Source organism: Grimontia sedimenti (assembly GCF_011045095.1).
In the GTDB taxonomy this organism is placed as follows: domain Bacteria; phylum Pseudomonadota; class Gammaproteobacteria; order Enterobacterales; family Vibrionaceae; genus Enterovibrio; species Enterovibrio sedimenti.
The window spans coordinates 1-15,594 of record NZ_JAALDL010000006.1; the positions used below are offsets into that span (position 1 = coordinate 1).

The following is a 15,594-nucleotide window of genomic DNA, read 5'->3' on the forward strand; positions in this document are numbered from 1 at the left end:
TCGCAACGCGTGGCATTTTTGCTATGCGTTGCGTTTAGTGTTTAAGGTGGTATGCGGCGGCATTAGTATTGCGTTTGCTCACACCTTAACAGGGCGTTATATTCAGAACATCGACTAGTAGTGATTAATGAAAGCAAACAGAGAAGTTTACAGAACAGCCCTGGGGTATTTGAAACTTGCTGAATTGGCAGAGGAAATGGCAGTTGAAGTTAATAGCTTTAGGTTTGCTTACAATTCAAACTTGGCTTTTTCAATTGAGTTATTTATCAAATCAATAATGTCATTATCAGAAGATAGGATTGTATTTGAAATCGGAAGTGCTCAGATCACGAAGAAGTTCGCGAGTAGTAGCCTAAGAGGACATGGACTTGGAAGCCTATTCAAACAACTTCCCAAAGATAGGCAATATGAGCTGAGTACATTGTTTTTTAACCATCAATGCAATGTTGCATGTGAGTCCCTTGAGTTGATTTTATCTGGTATCGAGAGCTCTTTTGTTGATAACCGCTATGTGTACGAGAAGGGTGGGATGGTATCTGCTAATGAATCAGATTTACTGCTATGGACAGCGAGGTTTTTCAGGGAGGTTTTGAGTGTAGATTGAATATAACAAGAGCATGAACGAGGGACGTTTACTCGTGGCGCTTTTTTCATAGAAATGCCGTGATTTAGGTGTTTAAATCGGTTTGGGCTAGTAAACGCCCGTTATGCTAACGTTATGAAACAAAGAATCGTCTCTTTTGGACTCTTTTACTAACCCGTTTAACCAAAGGAGTGACGAATGAAAACTTATCAATTCTTGTCAAAAGACGCAGTAGTTATACACCTGGAAGTAGGAACAGAGACCTTCCAAACTGAGCAAGCTCAACTCCTAGAGCAAGGTTTCGAGTTATCAGGGCAAGCACTTGAAGCTGAGTCTTTGCAAGTCGCGTATCGACTGCATCAGGAGACCCATGGTGCAGGTGAAAGTGAGTATCCATTACTCGGCACATTATCAGATGTGCCTCAAGCCATCGCATTGAGAGCAATCCTTGGTGGTTAGCAAGCTTTTGTCATAACAAGGCTATGAACGGGACGCTTTGCCAATGCGGCAGCTTTTCAAAGTGTCCTGAATACGAAGGATTAAAGCAGTTTGGGTGGTTTGGTAAGCGCCCGTTATTGCGACGTTATAAATAGGGGTAGATAAGGCAGATGATAATGAAGAAATGTCCAAAAATCAGCTAACCAATATCCTACACATCTACAATCGGCTAAAGTCGGTCGCTTATGCAACGTCTCATAGGATGAGGCCTTTCTCTCTTTAGCTTTTTACCTTCTGATGCCGTTCGGTGTCGGGTTGCTTGCCTTTGTATTTACCCTTGGCTTTAACAGCTTCTATTCCCTGGCGTTGGTGCTCTCTTCTTGTTTCGTAGTCCTTTCTGACAATGGCAGCCATCAACTCAATCGGCATATTGTCGATAGCATCGAGCACAGATTTGATGATGGGGTCATTGTGGGTGAGGACGTTGTTGACGAGCGCCTGCTAGCTGGTTGGTTGGTACGTCCATGCTGACAATGCGTACGCCTTTTCCCCAATCATGAGCTTGAACTGCAGAACTTGCCAGCTTGGTAATTTGCTTCGGAGTTAAAGTTTGGCTGAGTGCTGCAGGCTATTAGGGCAAGACTGGTTAACATCAACAAGCCAAACTTCATGGTTTTCCGTATCAGAAAGACTGGCACTTATTACGCCAGAACAACGGGCTAATTGAAGAAACTCAAGCAGAGATATCAATCTGTTTGTGTTCATTAACAACCCAGCTCTCAATCATTGAGGCGAACATTTGCGGTTGATCTGCCCATGAAAAGTGACCTGCTTCGGGGAGAATATGTAGTTTACTATTCGGTAGTGCTGCATGGATACGTTCTGCATTACTGACATCAAATAGCACATCTAATTCGCCCCAAAATACTAATGTTGGGATCTGAATTTCACTTAGACGTGCCGCAATGGCTTCTGACTTTGCGTAAAAATCTTTAAACCAATGTATGACTTCAGGCGCCCTACCCGCATAGGCTCTCTTATAATCGTCAATTTCAACGGCGCTGGCTTGATGCCGCACAGCCCCAATCTTGGCGGAATACGCGATCAGTGGACCAGCACCTAGCAGCGCGCTAGTGGCTCGCATGAAACCAAACTTAGCCAGCATACCGATCATAAAACCAAGCTCTACTGGGTTGGGATTACCGATACTGTGGCCTATCACCATACTGGCTAATCTGTGTTCGTGGTCGAGCACATAACTAAGGGCAGAGGCCATTCCTACATCAGGAGCGACAAGATGAATGTCGTTCAGTTCAAGAGCGTCAAAGATTGCAGCAAGGTGATTTCCTTGTGCGCTTGGCGTCATATCATGACGATCACCTTCAGAGCCACCAAAACCCGGTAAATCTATTGCGATGACTCTGAAATTGGCAGTGAGCGATTCCCAAGAACCGGCAAAATTGAGGATACTAGCCGGAAATGGGCTGAGCAGAACAACTGTTGGTGCATCAACGGGGCCTGCTTCTGCCAAGCGAATTTTTCGCCCGGCGATAGTTCGTATTTCCAGCGGTATATTGACAACAGGGTTTTCAAACGATTGCGCTCTCTTTTGAGCTGCTTTCACTTTAGGCCATTCCGGAGAGACCAGCAGCAGTGAGGCAGCATTGAGCTTATCAAACAGATTTAGTTTCTTCATTTCTCATCCTTGAGTAATTTGGTCTGCACCATGAGCCTTGAACGCAGTGTTAGGCACCCATTCTTTATCTCAGTATATTCATCAGACGCTAAAAGTTTACTTGCCGAAACTTCTGATCGTCACATTCTATCTCCTACACTACCCCACCCTATCAACACAAAAAAGCCGCTCGTAGGGAGCGGCGAATAGATACCCGTTTGATTGGGTGTTTGAGTTACTTTGTTTTTATAATGCTAGCTCTGACGTCAGGAAGGCGATCATTTCGTCTTCCGTATTCATCGTTTTCAAGGTGTTTCTGAAATTCTCGTGGATCAGTTTGCGGGCAAGGCCGGAGAAGATGCGCATATGCTGGTCGCCCTGGTTTTTATTCAGGGTCAGCATGATCACGAACTCTACTTCGCCGTCTTCTTCATCGCTCCAACGCACCGGTTTGTTCAGGCGGGCAATGGAAATCGACGAATGAACAATGTTGTCTGACTTGGTATGCGGAATCGCAAAGCCATTACCCAGACCGGTCGTGAAGACTTCTTCACGCGCCCAGATATCAGCTTCCAACTCTCCCACCAAATTGGTGCGGCCTTGAATACCAAGGTTGCCCACTAGCGTTTGAATGGCTTCTTCCTTAGAGTTGAAATCGCAATCCAACAGCACACATTCGGTGGCTAGTAGCGGCTTGTCTTCCTGTGAGCGGCTGAACGCTTCCAGCAAATGCTCCACTTCTTCGATAGTCGCGCAGTTGCAAGCCTGAATGAAAAGCTCACGGCAAAGCTGGGCATCCAGTTGGCTCAATTGCGCCTTGGTGGTCGCAATGCTTGGCGCTGCCATGCTGAGCTCGTCCAATCCAGCACCAACGAGCAGTGGCAACACTTTCTTGTTAGCGCCTAATTCGCCACACAGGCCAACCCATTTGTTGTGCGCGTGTGCACCACTGACGACAGCTTCCAGCAGACGCAGGAACGACGGTGCCAGACTGTTGTAGAGCTTCGCGACGTTGTCGTTGTCACGGTCAACCGCAAGCAGGTATTGGGTCATGTCATTGGAACCAATGCTGAAGAAATCTACTTCCTTACAGAACTGATCCATGATGAAGGCGACAGACGGAATTTCGACCATGATGCCAAGTTCGAACTCACCATAAGCCACACCGTCTTGTTCCATTTGCGCTTTGACTGTGTTGATCTGCGCTTTCACCCAACGGATCTCTTCGATGCTTTGGATCATCGGGATCATCACCTTGGTTTTACCAAAAGGTGCGGCGCGCAAAATGGCACGGATTTGGGTGTGGAACAGGCTGATAAATTGCGGATAGATACGCACGGCGCGATACCCAAGGAACGGATTATGCTCGTGTGGCAGGTTCAGGTATTCGATAGGCTTGTCGCCGCCGATGTCCATAGTGCGGATAATCACTGGCTTGCCTTCTGCCGCTTCCAGTACTGTTTTGTAAGCGTTGAATTGCTCGTCTTCGTCTGGCGCCGTCGCGCGGTCCATAAACAGCATTTCAGTGCGGAACAGGCCGATGCCTTCAGCACCTTTTGCGAAAGCCGGCTCAGCTTCAACGGTACAAGCAATGTTCGCAGCGATTTCAATCTCTTTGCCGTCACGGGTTTTACCGGAGAGATGAGTAAATGCGCCCTCTTTCGCTGCCATTTGCTCGGCGAGCCAGATGGCGCGTTCAAAGTAGGTCGCTACATGCTCAGACGGTGCCAGAGCTACCACACCCAAGCTGCCATCCAGATAAATCAATTCACCTTCCTGCGCAGCACATTCCGCCACTGCCACGCCGGAAACCGCCGGAATATTAAACGCGCGGGCAAGAATAATAGTGTGAGAAGTAGAACCTGCCTGTGTCAGGATAAGACCTTTCAAGTGCTCGCGATCCAGACCCAGGAACTGGCTTGGCGTCAGGTCATTTGCGATAACAATCGAAGGCTCAGTCAGCGTAAATTCCGTCGAGATATTCATCTCAGGATGGGCAGCGACCAGCAATTGAAGTGCGATGTCTTTGATATCCAACACACGCTCTTTGAGGTAGTCAGAGCATGATTGCAACAGGCTTTCGCAAATCACATCTACCGCAAGAATAATCGCCTTAGACAGCGTTTCGCCTTGCTCAACGAACGTCATCACAGAATGGTTCAGCGCTTCGTCTTTCAGAATGCTCAGGTGCGCTTCGATGATCGCTTTTTCCTGACCGGATGCGCTTTCAGCCTGATCCAGAAGTTTCTCTGTCACCAGAGTTTTCGCATGATCAAACGTCATTGCTGATACCGCACTGTCGAACAGTGACAGTTCCACTTCGCTATAACGAATCAGTTTACCCTTGCCAATACCTGCCGACAGACGTTTCGCATTCACCAGTGTCGGGTTATGACGCATCAGCGATTGTGGCAGCGTCACCTCGCCTTCATCCATCACCACCAGCTCTTCGTCGCAGTGCGGGAACTCGTTGTGAAGGTATTTCGCCAGCACGTCGAACGCGGCTTCTGCGTCTTCGCCTTCAATCAGCATGGAGCATGGGTCATTGAGTAGCGTGTCAGTGCCTACTAACGACAGGACGCTTTTTGCTGAACCTTCGTTGTTATTACGCAGGTTTTTCAGGGTAATGGAGCTTTTGAATTGGGCACACACTGCTTCAAGATGATTTGCAGGGCGGGCATGAATGCCGTTTGGCAGCTCACAGGTAAATGCGACTTCTTTTTTCATTTTGTTCACTTAAATTTTTTCAAAAGGGCAATAGGGTGATTGATGGCTTCTTGCACCGAAGTGATGGTGAGCGTTTTTCCCGCATAGCGGTCGCTTTCAGAGGGGGTAATTTCAGTAGCCAACAAGATGTGATCCGCGGAATCAAACTCGCGTTCGGAGATTTTGTTTTCGATGCCCATTGCGCCCTGGGTTTCGACTTTTATTTGAATATTCAGGGTGCGTGCCGCTTCAACCAGTCGGTCGGCAGCCATGTAGCAATGGGCGATACCTGTGTGGCAGGCAGTGATGGCAACAATTTTCATAGCATGGCTTTTTGTTTGATTCGGATGCCCTCATGCTATGCCTTTCACACCCATTCAAATAGATGAAATAACTAACATTTACTGGACAAAAGTCGCATGCGAATCGATGTGTGAAATGCATCACCAAGCCGAAAAGTGCGGCAGCTTCTTGGCCGGTTCTGGAAAAAAGCGACATTGATTCCGTTCTTCTACACTCAGCAATTTTTCGGCTTCAGCTTTAGCAATCGCTCATCAAGTCGCATCTGTGATATTCCTTCCATTGCTAATCGTTACGATACTTGGTGTATAGCGGCGTTACGACGGCCGCATCAGGAAGAAAATAATTCAACAAGGACGTGGCGATAATCAACGACATAGGTATCACCATGGACTTTTCCAAACCCAAGCGCCCTGTCGATAGGGTGTTTTTGCATTGCAGTGCCAGCGATTCAGAGGCACACGACAACATTGAAACCATGCGGAGATGGCATCTTGAAAGAGGATGGCGGGATGTGGGCTATCACTATTTCATCCGAAAGAGTGGCGAGTTGGAGGCTGGCCGCTCATTGGAAGAGGTACCTGCCGCGCAGCAAGGCCACAATACGGGTTCGATAGCGATTTGCCTGCATGGTTTGAAGCAGGAAAAATTCACCAAAGCCCAGTTCGACACCCTTATCGCGCTCTGTCGCGAAATCGACAAAGCCTATGAAAACCAACTCACCTTCCACGGACACTGTGAAGTTTCCGCCAAAACCTGTCCGGCGTTTGACTATAAAACCGTGTTGGGATTAACCGAATCAGGTGACAGAAAAAACGCGCCCGCCAGTGAGCCGCAGCGGGTTGAGCAGCCCATTCTTGAACTCACCGCCAAAGGTGCCGCAGTTGCTCACCTTCAAGCACTACTTAACGAAAAGCTGCAAATAGACCTCACTATTGATGGTCATTTCGGCCAACTCACCAAAGCGGCAGTAATTTCATTTCAGCGAAAGAAAGGACTGGTTGACGACGGCACGGTTGGCCGAAGAACGTGGGAGGAATTGCTGGCTTAAAATGAAATCGCCCAACATGTCGTTGGGCGACTTGCAAACTCAGCGAATTTGCTTGGCAAGTGTCTGGTAGCCGTTATAAATGCGCGAGCCTGTGGTAAACCAGCACATGGCGCCAAACACACAGGCAATCGTCACGAAATGTGCAGGGAATATACACATCAGCATAAAGCAAAGAATCGTCTCTGAACCTTCGGTCAATCCCGTCATGTAATACAGTGATTTGTTGCTGTAAACCGGGTCATCAATCCCCTGCTTGCTCGCCATGATCGCGAAAGCCAGAAAGCTGCTTCCCGTGCCAACGAAAGAGAAAATCAGGAAAGCCCCCGCCACCGCATTCACTTCTGGGTTCGCCAGAATAAAGCCAAATGGCACCAGCGAGTAGAACAGGAAATCGAGGCTGATATCCAAAAAGCCACCAGCGTCAGTAATGCCTTGAATGCGCGCCAACGCGCCATCTAGTCCATCCATCATTCGGTTGATCATGATGAACATCAGCGCCAGTTCGTATTGCTGCATCGCCAGCGCTGGCAAAGCCAGAAATCCGATGCAAAAGCCTGCCAAAGTCACCTGATTGGCAGAAACACCCATCTCATCGACCATCTCAGCAAACATCGCCAGCGGGCGCTTCACCACTTTAATGCCAAAACTATCAAGCATGCTGACGCTCCTGTTGTGTGGCGTGCCAAGGCCAGTTCAGAAGCTGACTGCCTTGAGGAATATCTTCGAGATCATGCGTCACCATCAACGCGGGAATATGGGCTTCTTTCAGCTGCTCAACCACCCAATCGCGGAACTGACTGCGCAAGGTTTTATCCAGTTTGCTGAAGGGTTCATCCAGCAGCGCCACTTTGGGTTTAGCCAGCAACATTCGGGTCAGGCTGACACGGGCACGTTGGCCGCCAGAGATCTGATCTGGAAAAGAATTCGCCAGCTGTGCCAGCGAGATGTTTTTCAACGCCTGCATCGCACGTTCTTTACGTTCCGCACCTTTAACGGCGTCCGGCAAGGCAAACGCCAGATTTTCCCAAACAGATAGGTGTGGAAACAGTAAGTCATCCTGAAACAGAATGCCGACTTCGCGCTTGTGCGCTGCCATGCCATCAAGCTTGATGCCATTCAGTTTGATGCAGCCGGAATATTCGAATTCATCTGACAGGTGACCTGCAACGGTATCCAACAATGTGGATTTACCGCAACCACTTGGTCCCATCAGGCACAGCACTTCGCCCTTTTCTACACACATGTTCAGCGATGAAAACAACACCTCGCCAGAGGATTTACGAATGGCGAGGTTTTCGAGACATAAGCTCATTGTGAAACAACTCTTTGATTGGTTTGCGGCGAAGCGTTAACTGCAAACGGCTTGTCAATATCGCCAGCGAGAAGAACAGGAACGGCAGCAATGCCTGCCAAATAGCGTAAATCGCCGTGACACGACGGTCGAAGCCACTGGAAAGGGCCACCGCTTCCGTGGTCAATGTGGTAATGCGTCCTGCACCCAGCACCAGTGTCGGCAGATACTGCGCCAAACTGACGCTGATACCGATTGCCCAGGCGAAAAGAATCGCAGGCAACAGGATGGGCATCTTCACCTTCAGCCATACGCGGAGTGGCGATTTACCAAGACTCAGCGCCGCGCGGGTTAAACGCTCATCATAGCTGCGCCAAGGGCCATCCAGCGAAAGATAGACATACGGGAAAGCAAAGAACAGATGCGCCCAGCAGACCCAGAAAAAGTGTGCGTCGCCATTCACGTACAGCGTGGCAACCTGCATGCCAAACAGAATGGAAAGCTGCGGTACCAGCATTGGTACAGCAATGATGTAACCCGGTACCTGAATGCGATGACGCAGGCGATATTCGTGCGCCAGTAACGCCATCACCAAAGCCAGCGTGGCGGAAATCAGTGCGATAACGATGCTTTGCTCAATCGAGCCAAGAATGGAATCCCACTCATATTCCCAGAAGCGCAGACTGTATCGGCTCGGCAGTAAATCCGGGAAGCGCCAGCGCTGCGCCACGCTCCAAACCAACATCAGCGGGATCATCGAAATCGAGAGTGTCAGCATCCCCACAAACAGGGTTTTCCCCGGTAACGCGAAACCTGTCCGCCCTGCATATTGCCATTGCTTAAAGCCTTGGGTGACCGCCCATTCAATCAGACGCGCAACACCAATCAGCAAGAGGGAGATCGCCAGCAACACCACAGCGCCTGCCGACGCGCGTGGCAGCAGTGCTAAGTCAGGATCATTGAACCACTGCCACACCAACACCGCAAAGGTTGGCGGGTTGGTCGGGCCGATGATCAATGCCACATCCACCACTGACAAACCATAAGCCATCACTGCCAGCAGCGGAAAACGCAGGTTAGACAGCCACTGCGGGAACACGCACTTCCACCAGGCCTCCGCACGGGAATAGCCCAGTGACGCGGCGACTTTTTCCACCCTGTTCACTTTCACCTGCTGGAGAATAGAAATACTCATCAACAGCAGGAAAGGCACCTCTTTCAATGCCAGCATCAGGATTAAGCCAAGCGCGTGCGGGTCTTTGATCAGCAGCGCGAGATCAGACGCGTTCGGGTCAGCACTGATGCCAACCACATCCAGCAAACGCATTCCCATCCCTGTTGGGGCAAACAGGAAACCAAAACCAATGGCAAACGCCACGTGGGGCACAGCCAGCAACGGAGAAAGGGAAACCTCGACCTTACGCCAGAACTTGGTTCCCCAGGTTGCCTGCAAAATGGCAAATGTTAGCAAACACGCCAGATACGTGCTCGCCAATCCGGAATAGACCGTCATGCCAATCGAGCGCCAAACGCCTTCCCAATCGAACACTTGGGAAAATCCGTTCAGCGAGACGAGCTGCATGTCGAGTGGCGGAATGTAGCCCACAGAAGAGACAGCAACGCCCGCCAACCCAAACAGGGTCGGCAGGACGCAAATAAGAAGAATGAACAGATAGCTCGCGCGTAACATCAAACCTAACTTCCGTAGCGTTGTAGCCACTCTTTTTCGATGGCACTTTGCCAGCTTGGGTGGGTTTCAGGCACTGATTTGAACGGCTTGTGTTCTTTCGCCGAACCAGAAAGGAATTCAGTTTTCAGTACCGATGGATCACCCCAAATATCGATATTGCCTTTGCGTGATTGCGCTTCAGGACACATCAAAAAGTTAATGACCACTAACGCCCCAGCCGTTGAATTGGCGTTCCATGGCACCGCCAGATAATGAATGTTCGACAGCGCGCCGAAGTCCATTGCATAAGCTTTGGTGCTTTCCGCAAGGTTACCCGTGGCATGGGCAGCATAAACCGCGTTTGGGTTGAAAGTGATGCCCAAATCGATTTGACCATCATCCAGCAATTGCAGCGTTTCGGCTGTGCCTGCCGGGAATTGCTTGCCACCACGCCAAGCTACTTTTTGGAACGCATCCAGATAGTCCCAAAGCGGTTTGGTCACAGTTGCATAATCTGTGTCAGAGGCTGACTTTTGCAGACGTGGATCGTTCGATGTCAGCTCAATCAGCAAAGACTTCAAAAAGCTGGTGCCGTGAAATTCCGGTGGTCGTGGGTACGTCAGTCGGTTTGGGTTAGCCTGCGCATATTTAAGCATGTCCGCGTAAGAACGCGGAGGAGACGCAAGTTCTTCCTCGTCATAGATAAACACCAGTTGCCCCATGCCCCATGGCGCTTCCAGCCCGTCTGTCGGCTCAGAAAAATCCACGGTCACAGGCAGTGACTGATCCACGTACTGCCAGCTTGGTAAGTCTTCAACAAACGGACCAAACAGCAGTTGGTTATCTTTGAGGGATTTGAAGTTTTCACCGTTGATCCAGAGCATATCAACGCTGCCACCCTGATCTTTGCCTGCGGCTTTTTCTGCAATCAGGCGCGTGGTGGTTTCGGTAATGTCCGTCACTTTGACGTGATGAAGCGTGACATCGTAACGGCGCTTAAGCTCTTTTTTTGCCCAACCCAGATAACGGTTAATTTCCTGATTACCGCCCCAGGCGTGGAAGTAAACATGTTGTCCGGCAGCCTCGGCTTCAATCTGCTGCCAGTTTTCGGTGTCCGTAGCAGACACTGAGAAAGCGGTGACCGCTAAAAAAGTGCGGTGAAAAGGTTTTTCATACTACTTCGTTTTTATAAATTTTTAGGGCGTTAAAAAGACGAAAATCGCCCCTTACGCGCGGCAAGGGACGATACAATATTCACTTTCAAATCCAGCGCAAGCTTATTTAGACAGTTCCGCCATATCGATGCCTTTTTTCTTCGCGATGTATTTCGGGATCAGAGACATGCCGAACAGCACCAGACCCGCAACCGCGAATTTCACCAGCAACATTGCCGACACGCCGTTAGTCGCGATGTCACCCGCCATGTAAGCGAAGATGAAAGCGCCAGGTGCCATAGTGATCATTGAAACCAGTGCGAAAGTGCTCAGGCTCAGACCAGTCAGGCCGTAAGCGTAGTTTTGCAGGCTGAATGGGAACACAGGAACTAGACGGGTCAGGATCAGGAAGCTGGTACCGTTTTGTGCAACACCATCGTCAATTTTCTTGAAGATTGGGTTAGTACCAAACTTTTTCATGATGGTGCCACGCAGCAGGAAGCGAGCGACAACAAACGCTGCAGACGCACCTACGGTTGCAGCAACCAGTGCCAGAATACCGCCTTGAACCGGGCCAAATACGATACCCGCAACGATGGTGAACGCACTGCCTGGCAGCATGAAGATACAGGCGAAAACGTAAGCAATCAGGAATACCACGTAACCCATTGCGCCGAAGCTTGCGATCCAAGCTTGCAGGCTTTGGATGTCAGTGATGATTTCCAGAATGCCGCTTTGTTTCGCTGCAAACAGAACAGCGGCGATAACCGCAACGATCAGACCGATTTTTAGAAATTTCATGAGTATTTACCCGAAAAATAAAGAATTCTGCTTTTCCCTGAAGAAGGCGTTCGGCCTTGAATGTGCGCTTTTTGTTTGCTTAGGGGCTTACGCATCCTAAAAGCACACCGAACGACTTCTTAAGGCAAGAAACTCGCCGGGCGAAACTGCAGGAGACAACTGCGTATCGCTCAACACCCGGCGGCTTCTTAATTCACACTGACATGCACTTAATCAGGCCAGCTTTTGACTTGTAGCGGTTGAACCAAGCTTTTGCAGGGCTAGCCAGTACGTTCACTGGTGGCGCAGTATCTTGCATCACAACCGGACCAAACATCAGATCCAGAATGTGCCAAGATTTCGCGCCCACACCCATCATGGATGCACGACATGCGGCGCAGTAAACCACTACGTGGTCAGTTTCAAACTCATCAACACGACGCTGAACCACACGGGTTGCCACATCAGGGTTAGCCGGTACAACCATGCCACCGAAGCCACAGCAGCGCGTATTTTCGCGGGTGTGTTCTGGCTCAGCGGTTTTGTAACCCAGCTCGTTCAGGATCCAACGGATGCCGTCTTGCAGTTCTTTCTCGTAGCGGGTTGAGCAAGAGTCGTGAATGGTGAAGACCACGTCGCTGTCTTTTGCTTTGCCCACCAGCTCTTTTGGCAGACCGATCTTTGGCAGCAATTTCCAAAGAGAAACGGGCTTTTGCGTACCACCAGATTTCTTGATCATGCCGTAGCAGCTTTGGCACGCCACGATCACTTCGTCTGCTTGTAGCTTGTCAAAGTCAGCTTGCAACTGGCCGTAACGCTCTTTGAATTTGTCTGCCTGACCAATCGCTGCAGTTGGCTTACCACAACATTTCTGAACCGCACCCATTTCCGGGAACACGTTTTTCAGGTGCTGTGCAATCGCCGCGACACCTTCTGGCGAGTAGGATGGCAGGCTGCATCCTGGCATGAATACTTTATTGGTCATTTTGTGGTTACCGCGCGTTTAGCCATTGTGAAGAATTTCGAGAAGCCCAGCTTCTGGTGCATGTTGATTGCCTTGTGACCTTTCATTGGCGATTCGCCATTGTTCGCATTCACGAAGTCAACACGCGCGCCAAGGAAGATATCCTTCATTGGGTAATCTTTAGGACAAACGATGGTGCACTGGTCACAGGCGTTACAGGAGTAAGCCAGCAGTGGATCCATCTCTTTGTTGTTGACGAAGTCACTGAACAGAGTCTTCGGACAGTCGCCAAAGTCGTTCATCATGATGCACTCGCTCATACACAGTTTGCAGGTACACTGCAGACAGCGGCTTGATTCCTGCTTGATTTGCTCTTGGGTGAAACCAAGGTCAACCTGTGCGAAATCGCGCTTGCGTACTTCAGCATCACGCAGTTCACCGTGCAAACGAGGGACGTCGGTAGTGCCTTTAGGCAATGGAATGTCCAGACGAGACTTGTAGCTGTACTCTGCCTGGAAATCGCGGCCTTCTTCCAGAGGACGATCCGCGAACTGACGCTCGATACTCATGGCTGCTTTACGGCCCAGTGCCATCGCCTCAATCACGATGTTACCGCCAGCCGCGTCACCTGCGACGTAAACACCTTCCATCGACGTTGCCAGCGTGTCTTTGTCGACCACGTAGCGACCGCCACGGGTAGTTTCCAGCGCACCGTCAGTGATGTCTGCCACCAGCTGACCGGTTGCGAATACCACAGTGTCGACTTCGATAGTGCGGGTTTCATCGCTGTAGCTTGGTGCGAAGTTGCCGTTTTCATCGAAGATAGACAGCACGCGACGCAGAGTAATTGAGGTCACTTTACCGTCTTTCTCTTCGATAGAGATTGGACCCCAGCCAGCATTGAAGACCACGCCTTCTTCCAGCGACTCTTCGATTTCAACATGGCTTGCTGGCAGTTTTCCATCGCCTCCAGAGAGCACTGGTAAACTTCATCAGCACCGATACGCCATGATGAACGTGCACAGTCCATCGCTACGTCACCGCCGCCGATCACCATTACTCGTTTGCCTGCGCGGGGGAATGCACGGGTTTCAGAGATTTCTTTCAGATATTCAACCGCAGAGAATACGCCTTCAGACTGGTGACCAGGCAGCGGGATGATAGAACCCACGTGCGCACCGTGTGCCAGAACCACTGCATCGTGTGTATTGCGCAGTTCTTCAAATGTGATGTCTTTTCCGATTTCCACACCGAACTTGGTTTCGATGCCCAGCATATCCAGGTAGCTGTATTCGAAATCGATAACATGGCGTGGCAGACGGTACTCAGGAATACCTACACGCATCATGCCGCCGTACACGTCCATTTTTTCGAAGATCGTGACGTCGTGACCTTTGCGGCGAAGTTCAATCGCCGTCTGTGCACCCGCAGGGCCAGCACCGATGATCGCGATTTTCTTGCCAGTTGGATTCAGAACCGCCAGATCCCAGTTCTCTTTGTTATCCATTTTTTCTGCAACGAAGCGTTTGATACCCGCCACGCTGATGCCCTGACCGTATTCAGTCTGACGACGACATGCCTGCTCACACGGGTGCGCACAGATGCGGCCCAGCGTTTGTGGCAGAAACAGTTTACCGCGGATCACGTCCAGTGCTTCTTGATACTTGCCTTCGCCCGCCAGACGCACGTACTGCTTAACGTCAGTGTGCATTGGACATGCAGTTTGGCATGCTGGGTCTGCATCACCCATGCAGCCGTCTACTACGCGTTGTGCCGCGTCGTAGAGCTTTTGACTAAAAATGACATTGTTCATTGTTGTTATGATTCCGGTATATGTAATTCTTTTGGCAGTACCTACCCAGGCGCAGTGCTCAAGTGCGCCTGAGTAAGTCATTGATTAGCTTTTCTTCGCACCGCTTTGCACTGGAATATCCGCACGATTTTGTTCGTAGTGTGCGTAGCTGTACTCAATCCAAGACCCGTCGTAGTTGTAGACGTCTTGTGCACCCAGAACTTCTTCCAGAACCATCATGGTGTGTGCAGAACGAACGCCTGATTGACAGTAGGCAATCACTTTCTTGCCTTTGATCACGTCGCCGTACAGGGCTTGCAGTTCTTCTGCAGATTTCAGTGTGGTGTCGTCGTTCAGCGCTTTGGTCCAGTTGATGTGAACACTGCCAGGGATCGTGCCCGGGCCAAATGCGCCAGATACTGTGGTGCTGCCATCAAATTCCGCGGTGCCACGGGTATCCAGAATCACCCAGTCAGCGGTGTTTTGCGCTGCCAGAACCATATCCAGTGTTGCCAGTGCTGATTCTTCGCTTTGTGGCGCAGGGGCTTTGTACTGAGATGCAGTCACCGTTGGGTTTGCATTGCCTGTTGGGAAGCCTTCGCCAATCCACGCATTCAGGCCGCCATCCAGGTAGCGCACATCTTCATGACCCAGGTTTTTGATTTGCCAGAACAGGCGGGCTGCATCGTGGTGAGAGTTTGCAGCGTAAACCACAATGGTGGTTTCCGGTGTTGCACCGTAGCTGCTCAGCAGGGATTCCATTTCTTCGACAGAGTTGCGCATGCCTTCAAACTCATACGCGTCTTTTGCTGCAGAGTAATCAGGACGCCACATTGAGAATGAACCTTCGATAGGTGCATCTGGCTTCATTGGGTTCAGCGCGCCGATCACAACCACATCCAGATCGCGATCCATCATCTGCTTCACTTCCTGTGCAGAAACAAACGCTTCTGGGTTCGCGTACTCAGCAAATTTCTGCTCTAACACTTCAGCGCTTACCTGAACCGCCTCTGCACCGAACATGCTGGTGTAGCCGACATAACCTGCTGCCAGAACAGCAGCGACAACGCCGATTGCAACTGTCGATTTTTTCATCGTGAAATTCCCAAGATTATTAAAAATTTTTCTGCCTTCTCAGGGGCAAAAGGAAATCAATAACGGGATGCTGAATGCTCGGCTTTATGATTCGTT

General features: G+C 50.1%; 14 protein-coding genes and 1 pseudogene. 3 read left to right on the forward strand and 12 right to left on the reverse strand.

Annotation, left to right across the window (positions count from 1 at the left end):
• The first annotated feature begins 127 nt into the window (after positions 1–127).
• Entirely contained in the window at positions 128–604 is a 477-nt protein-coding gene (locus G5S52_RS09730; protein ID WP_165013121.1) for a hypothetical protein, read from the forward strand.
• A 177-nt stretch (positions 605–781) separates the two neighbouring features.
• Positions 782–1,042, forward strand: coding sequence for a hypothetical protein (locus G5S52_RS09735; RefSeq protein ID WP_165013123.1), 261 nt, complete (start codon positions 782–784; stop codon positions 1,040–1,042).
• A gap of 258 nt (positions 1,043–1,300) precedes the next feature.
• On the opposite strand, the gene G5S52_RS09740 is transcribed toward G5S52_RS09735, so the two are convergent.
• The 4 genes from G5S52_RS09740 to G5S52_RS09755 all read right to left on the reverse strand — a co-directional run bounded on the left by G5S52_RS09740 (position 1,301) and on the right by G5S52_RS09755 (position 5,725).
• Positions 1,301–1,471 (reverse strand): recombinase family protein, encoded by a 171-nt coding sequence (locus G5S52_RS09740; RefSeq protein WP_205743847.1) that lies wholly within the window; start codon positions 1,469–1,471, stop codon positions 1,301–1,303.
• Positions 1,472–1,754: 283 nt separating this feature from the next.
• Positions 1,755–2,717, reverse strand: a complete 963-nt coding sequence (locus tag G5S52_RS09745) for an alpha/beta fold hydrolase (protein ID WP_165013125.1) — start codon at positions 2,715–2,717, stop codon at positions 1,755–1,757.
• A 225-nt stretch (positions 2,718–2,942) separates the two neighbouring features.
• Positions 2,943–5,423: a phosphoenolpyruvate--protein phosphotransferase gene (ptsP, locus tag G5S52_RS09750; RefSeq protein ID WP_165013127.1), complete on the reverse strand. Its 2,481-nt coding sequence runs from the start codon at positions 5,421–5,423 to the stop codon at positions 2,943–2,945.
• Between the two features lie 5 nt (positions 5,424–5,428).
• Positions 5,429–5,725, reverse strand: coding sequence for a PTS fructose transporter subunit IIB (locus G5S52_RS09755; RefSeq protein ID WP_165013129.1), 297 nt, complete (start codon positions 5,723–5,725; stop codon positions 5,429–5,431).
• Between the two features lie 335 nt (positions 5,726–6,060).
• Here G5S52_RS09755 and G5S52_RS09760 point away from each other — a divergent pair, with 335 nt between their 5' ends.
• Entirely contained in the window at positions 6,061–6,753 is a 693-nt protein-coding gene (locus tag G5S52_RS09760; RefSeq protein ID WP_368737465.1) for a peptidoglycan recognition protein family protein, read from the forward strand.
• Between the two features lie 39 nt (positions 6,754–6,792).
• Here the strand turns inward: G5S52_RS09760 and G5S52_RS09765 are convergent, their stop codons facing one another.
• The 8 genes and pseudogenes from G5S52_RS09765 to G5S52_RS09800 form a co-directional block, all read right to left on the reverse strand.
• The gene (locus G5S52_RS09765) at positions 6,793–7,410 is read right to left on the reverse strand and encodes a CDP-alcohol phosphatidyltransferase family protein (RefSeq protein ID WP_165013131.1); all 618 of its coding nucleotides are present in this window, start codon (positions 7,408–7,410) and stop codon (positions 6,793–6,795) included.
• A complete protein-coding gene (locus G5S52_RS09770) occupies positions 7,403–8,065 on the reverse strand; it encodes an ATP-binding cassette domain-containing protein (RefSeq protein ID WP_165013133.1) in 663 nt (220 codons plus the stop codon). The genes G5S52_RS09765 and G5S52_RS09770 overlap by 8 nt, the downstream gene beginning before the upstream one ends.
• A complete protein-coding gene (locus G5S52_RS09775; RefSeq protein WP_165013439.1) occupies positions 8,031–9,734 on the reverse strand; it encodes an ABC transporter permease in 1,704 nt (567 codons plus the stop codon). The genes G5S52_RS09770 and G5S52_RS09775 overlap by 35 nt, the downstream gene beginning before the upstream one ends.
• Before the next feature lie 5 nt (positions 9,735–9,739).
• The gene (locus tag G5S52_RS09780; protein ID WP_165013135.1) at positions 9,740–10,840 is read right to left on the reverse strand and encodes an ABC transporter substrate-binding protein; all 1,101 of its coding nucleotides are present in this window, start codon (positions 10,838–10,840) and stop codon (positions 9,740–9,742) included.
• Positions 10,841–10,990: 150 nt separating this feature from the next.
• Positions 10,991–11,668 carry a TVP38/TMEM64 family protein gene (locus G5S52_RS09785; RefSeq protein ID WP_002538533.1) on the reverse strand — a complete coding sequence of 226 codons (678 nt, stop codon included), beginning with the start codon at positions 11,666–11,668 and terminating at the stop codon, positions 10,991–10,993.
• Between the two features lie 193 nt (positions 11,669–11,861).
• A complete protein-coding gene (locus G5S52_RS09790; RefSeq protein ID WP_165013137.1) occupies positions 11,862–12,632 on the reverse strand; it encodes a heterodisulfide reductase-related iron-sulfur binding cluster in 771 nt (256 codons plus the stop codon).
• Positions 12,629–14,424, reverse strand: a pseudogene (locus G5S52_RS09795) (FAD-dependent oxidoreductase). The gene G5S52_RS09790 and the pseudogene G5S52_RS09795 overlap by 4 nt, the downstream one beginning before the upstream one ends.
• Positions 14,425–14,508: 84 nt before the next feature.
• Positions 14,509–15,498 (reverse strand): sulfurtransferase, encoded by a 990-nt coding sequence (locus G5S52_RS09800; protein ID WP_165013139.1) that lies wholly within the window; start codon positions 15,496–15,498, stop codon positions 14,509–14,511.
• Positions 15,499–15,594 lie beyond the last annotated feature (96 nt).

Coding starts and splice junctions, on each gene's coding strand:
- G5S52_RS09765 (WP_165013131.1), bottom strand. CDS start 7,410: ATGCTTGATAGTTTTGGCATTAAAGTGGTGAAGCGCCCGCTGGCGATG.
- G5S52_RS09800 (WP_165013139.1), bottom strand. CDS start 15,498: ATGAAAAAATCGACAGTTGCAATCGGCGTTGTCGCTGCTGTTCTGGCA.
- G5S52_RS09790 (WP_165013137.1), bottom strand. CDS start 12,632: ATGACCAATAAAGTATTCATGCCAGGATGCAGCCTGCCATCCTACTCG.
- G5S52_RS09770 (WP_165013133.1), bottom strand. CDS start 8,065: ATGAGCTTATGTCTCGAAAACCTCGCCATTCGTAAATCCTCTGGCGAG.
- G5S52_RS09755 (WP_165013129.1), bottom strand. CDS start 5,725: ATGAAAATTGTTGCCATCACTGCCTGCCACACAGGTATCGCCCATTGC.
- G5S52_RS09775 (WP_165013439.1), bottom strand. CDS start 9,734: ATGTTACGCGCGAGCTATCTGTTCATTCTTCTTATTTGCGTCCTGCCG.
- G5S52_RS09785 (WP_002538533.1), bottom strand. CDS start 11,668: ATGAAATTTCTAAAAATCGGTCTGATCGTTGCGGTTATCGCCGCTGTT.
- G5S52_RS09745 (WP_165013125.1), bottom strand. CDS start 2,717: ATGAAGAAACTAAATCTGTTTGATAAGCTCAATGCTGCCTCACTGCTG.
- G5S52_RS09735 (WP_165013123.1), top strand. CDS start 782: ATGAAAACTTATCAATTCTTGTCAAAAGACGCAGTAGTTATACACCTG.
- ptsP (WP_165013127.1), bottom strand. CDS start 5,423: ATGAAAAAAGAAGTCGCATTTACCTGTGAGCTGCCAAACGGCATTCAT.
- G5S52_RS09730 (WP_165013121.1), top strand. CDS start 128: ATGAAAGCAAACAGAGAAGTTTACAGAACAGCCCTGGGGTATTTGAAA.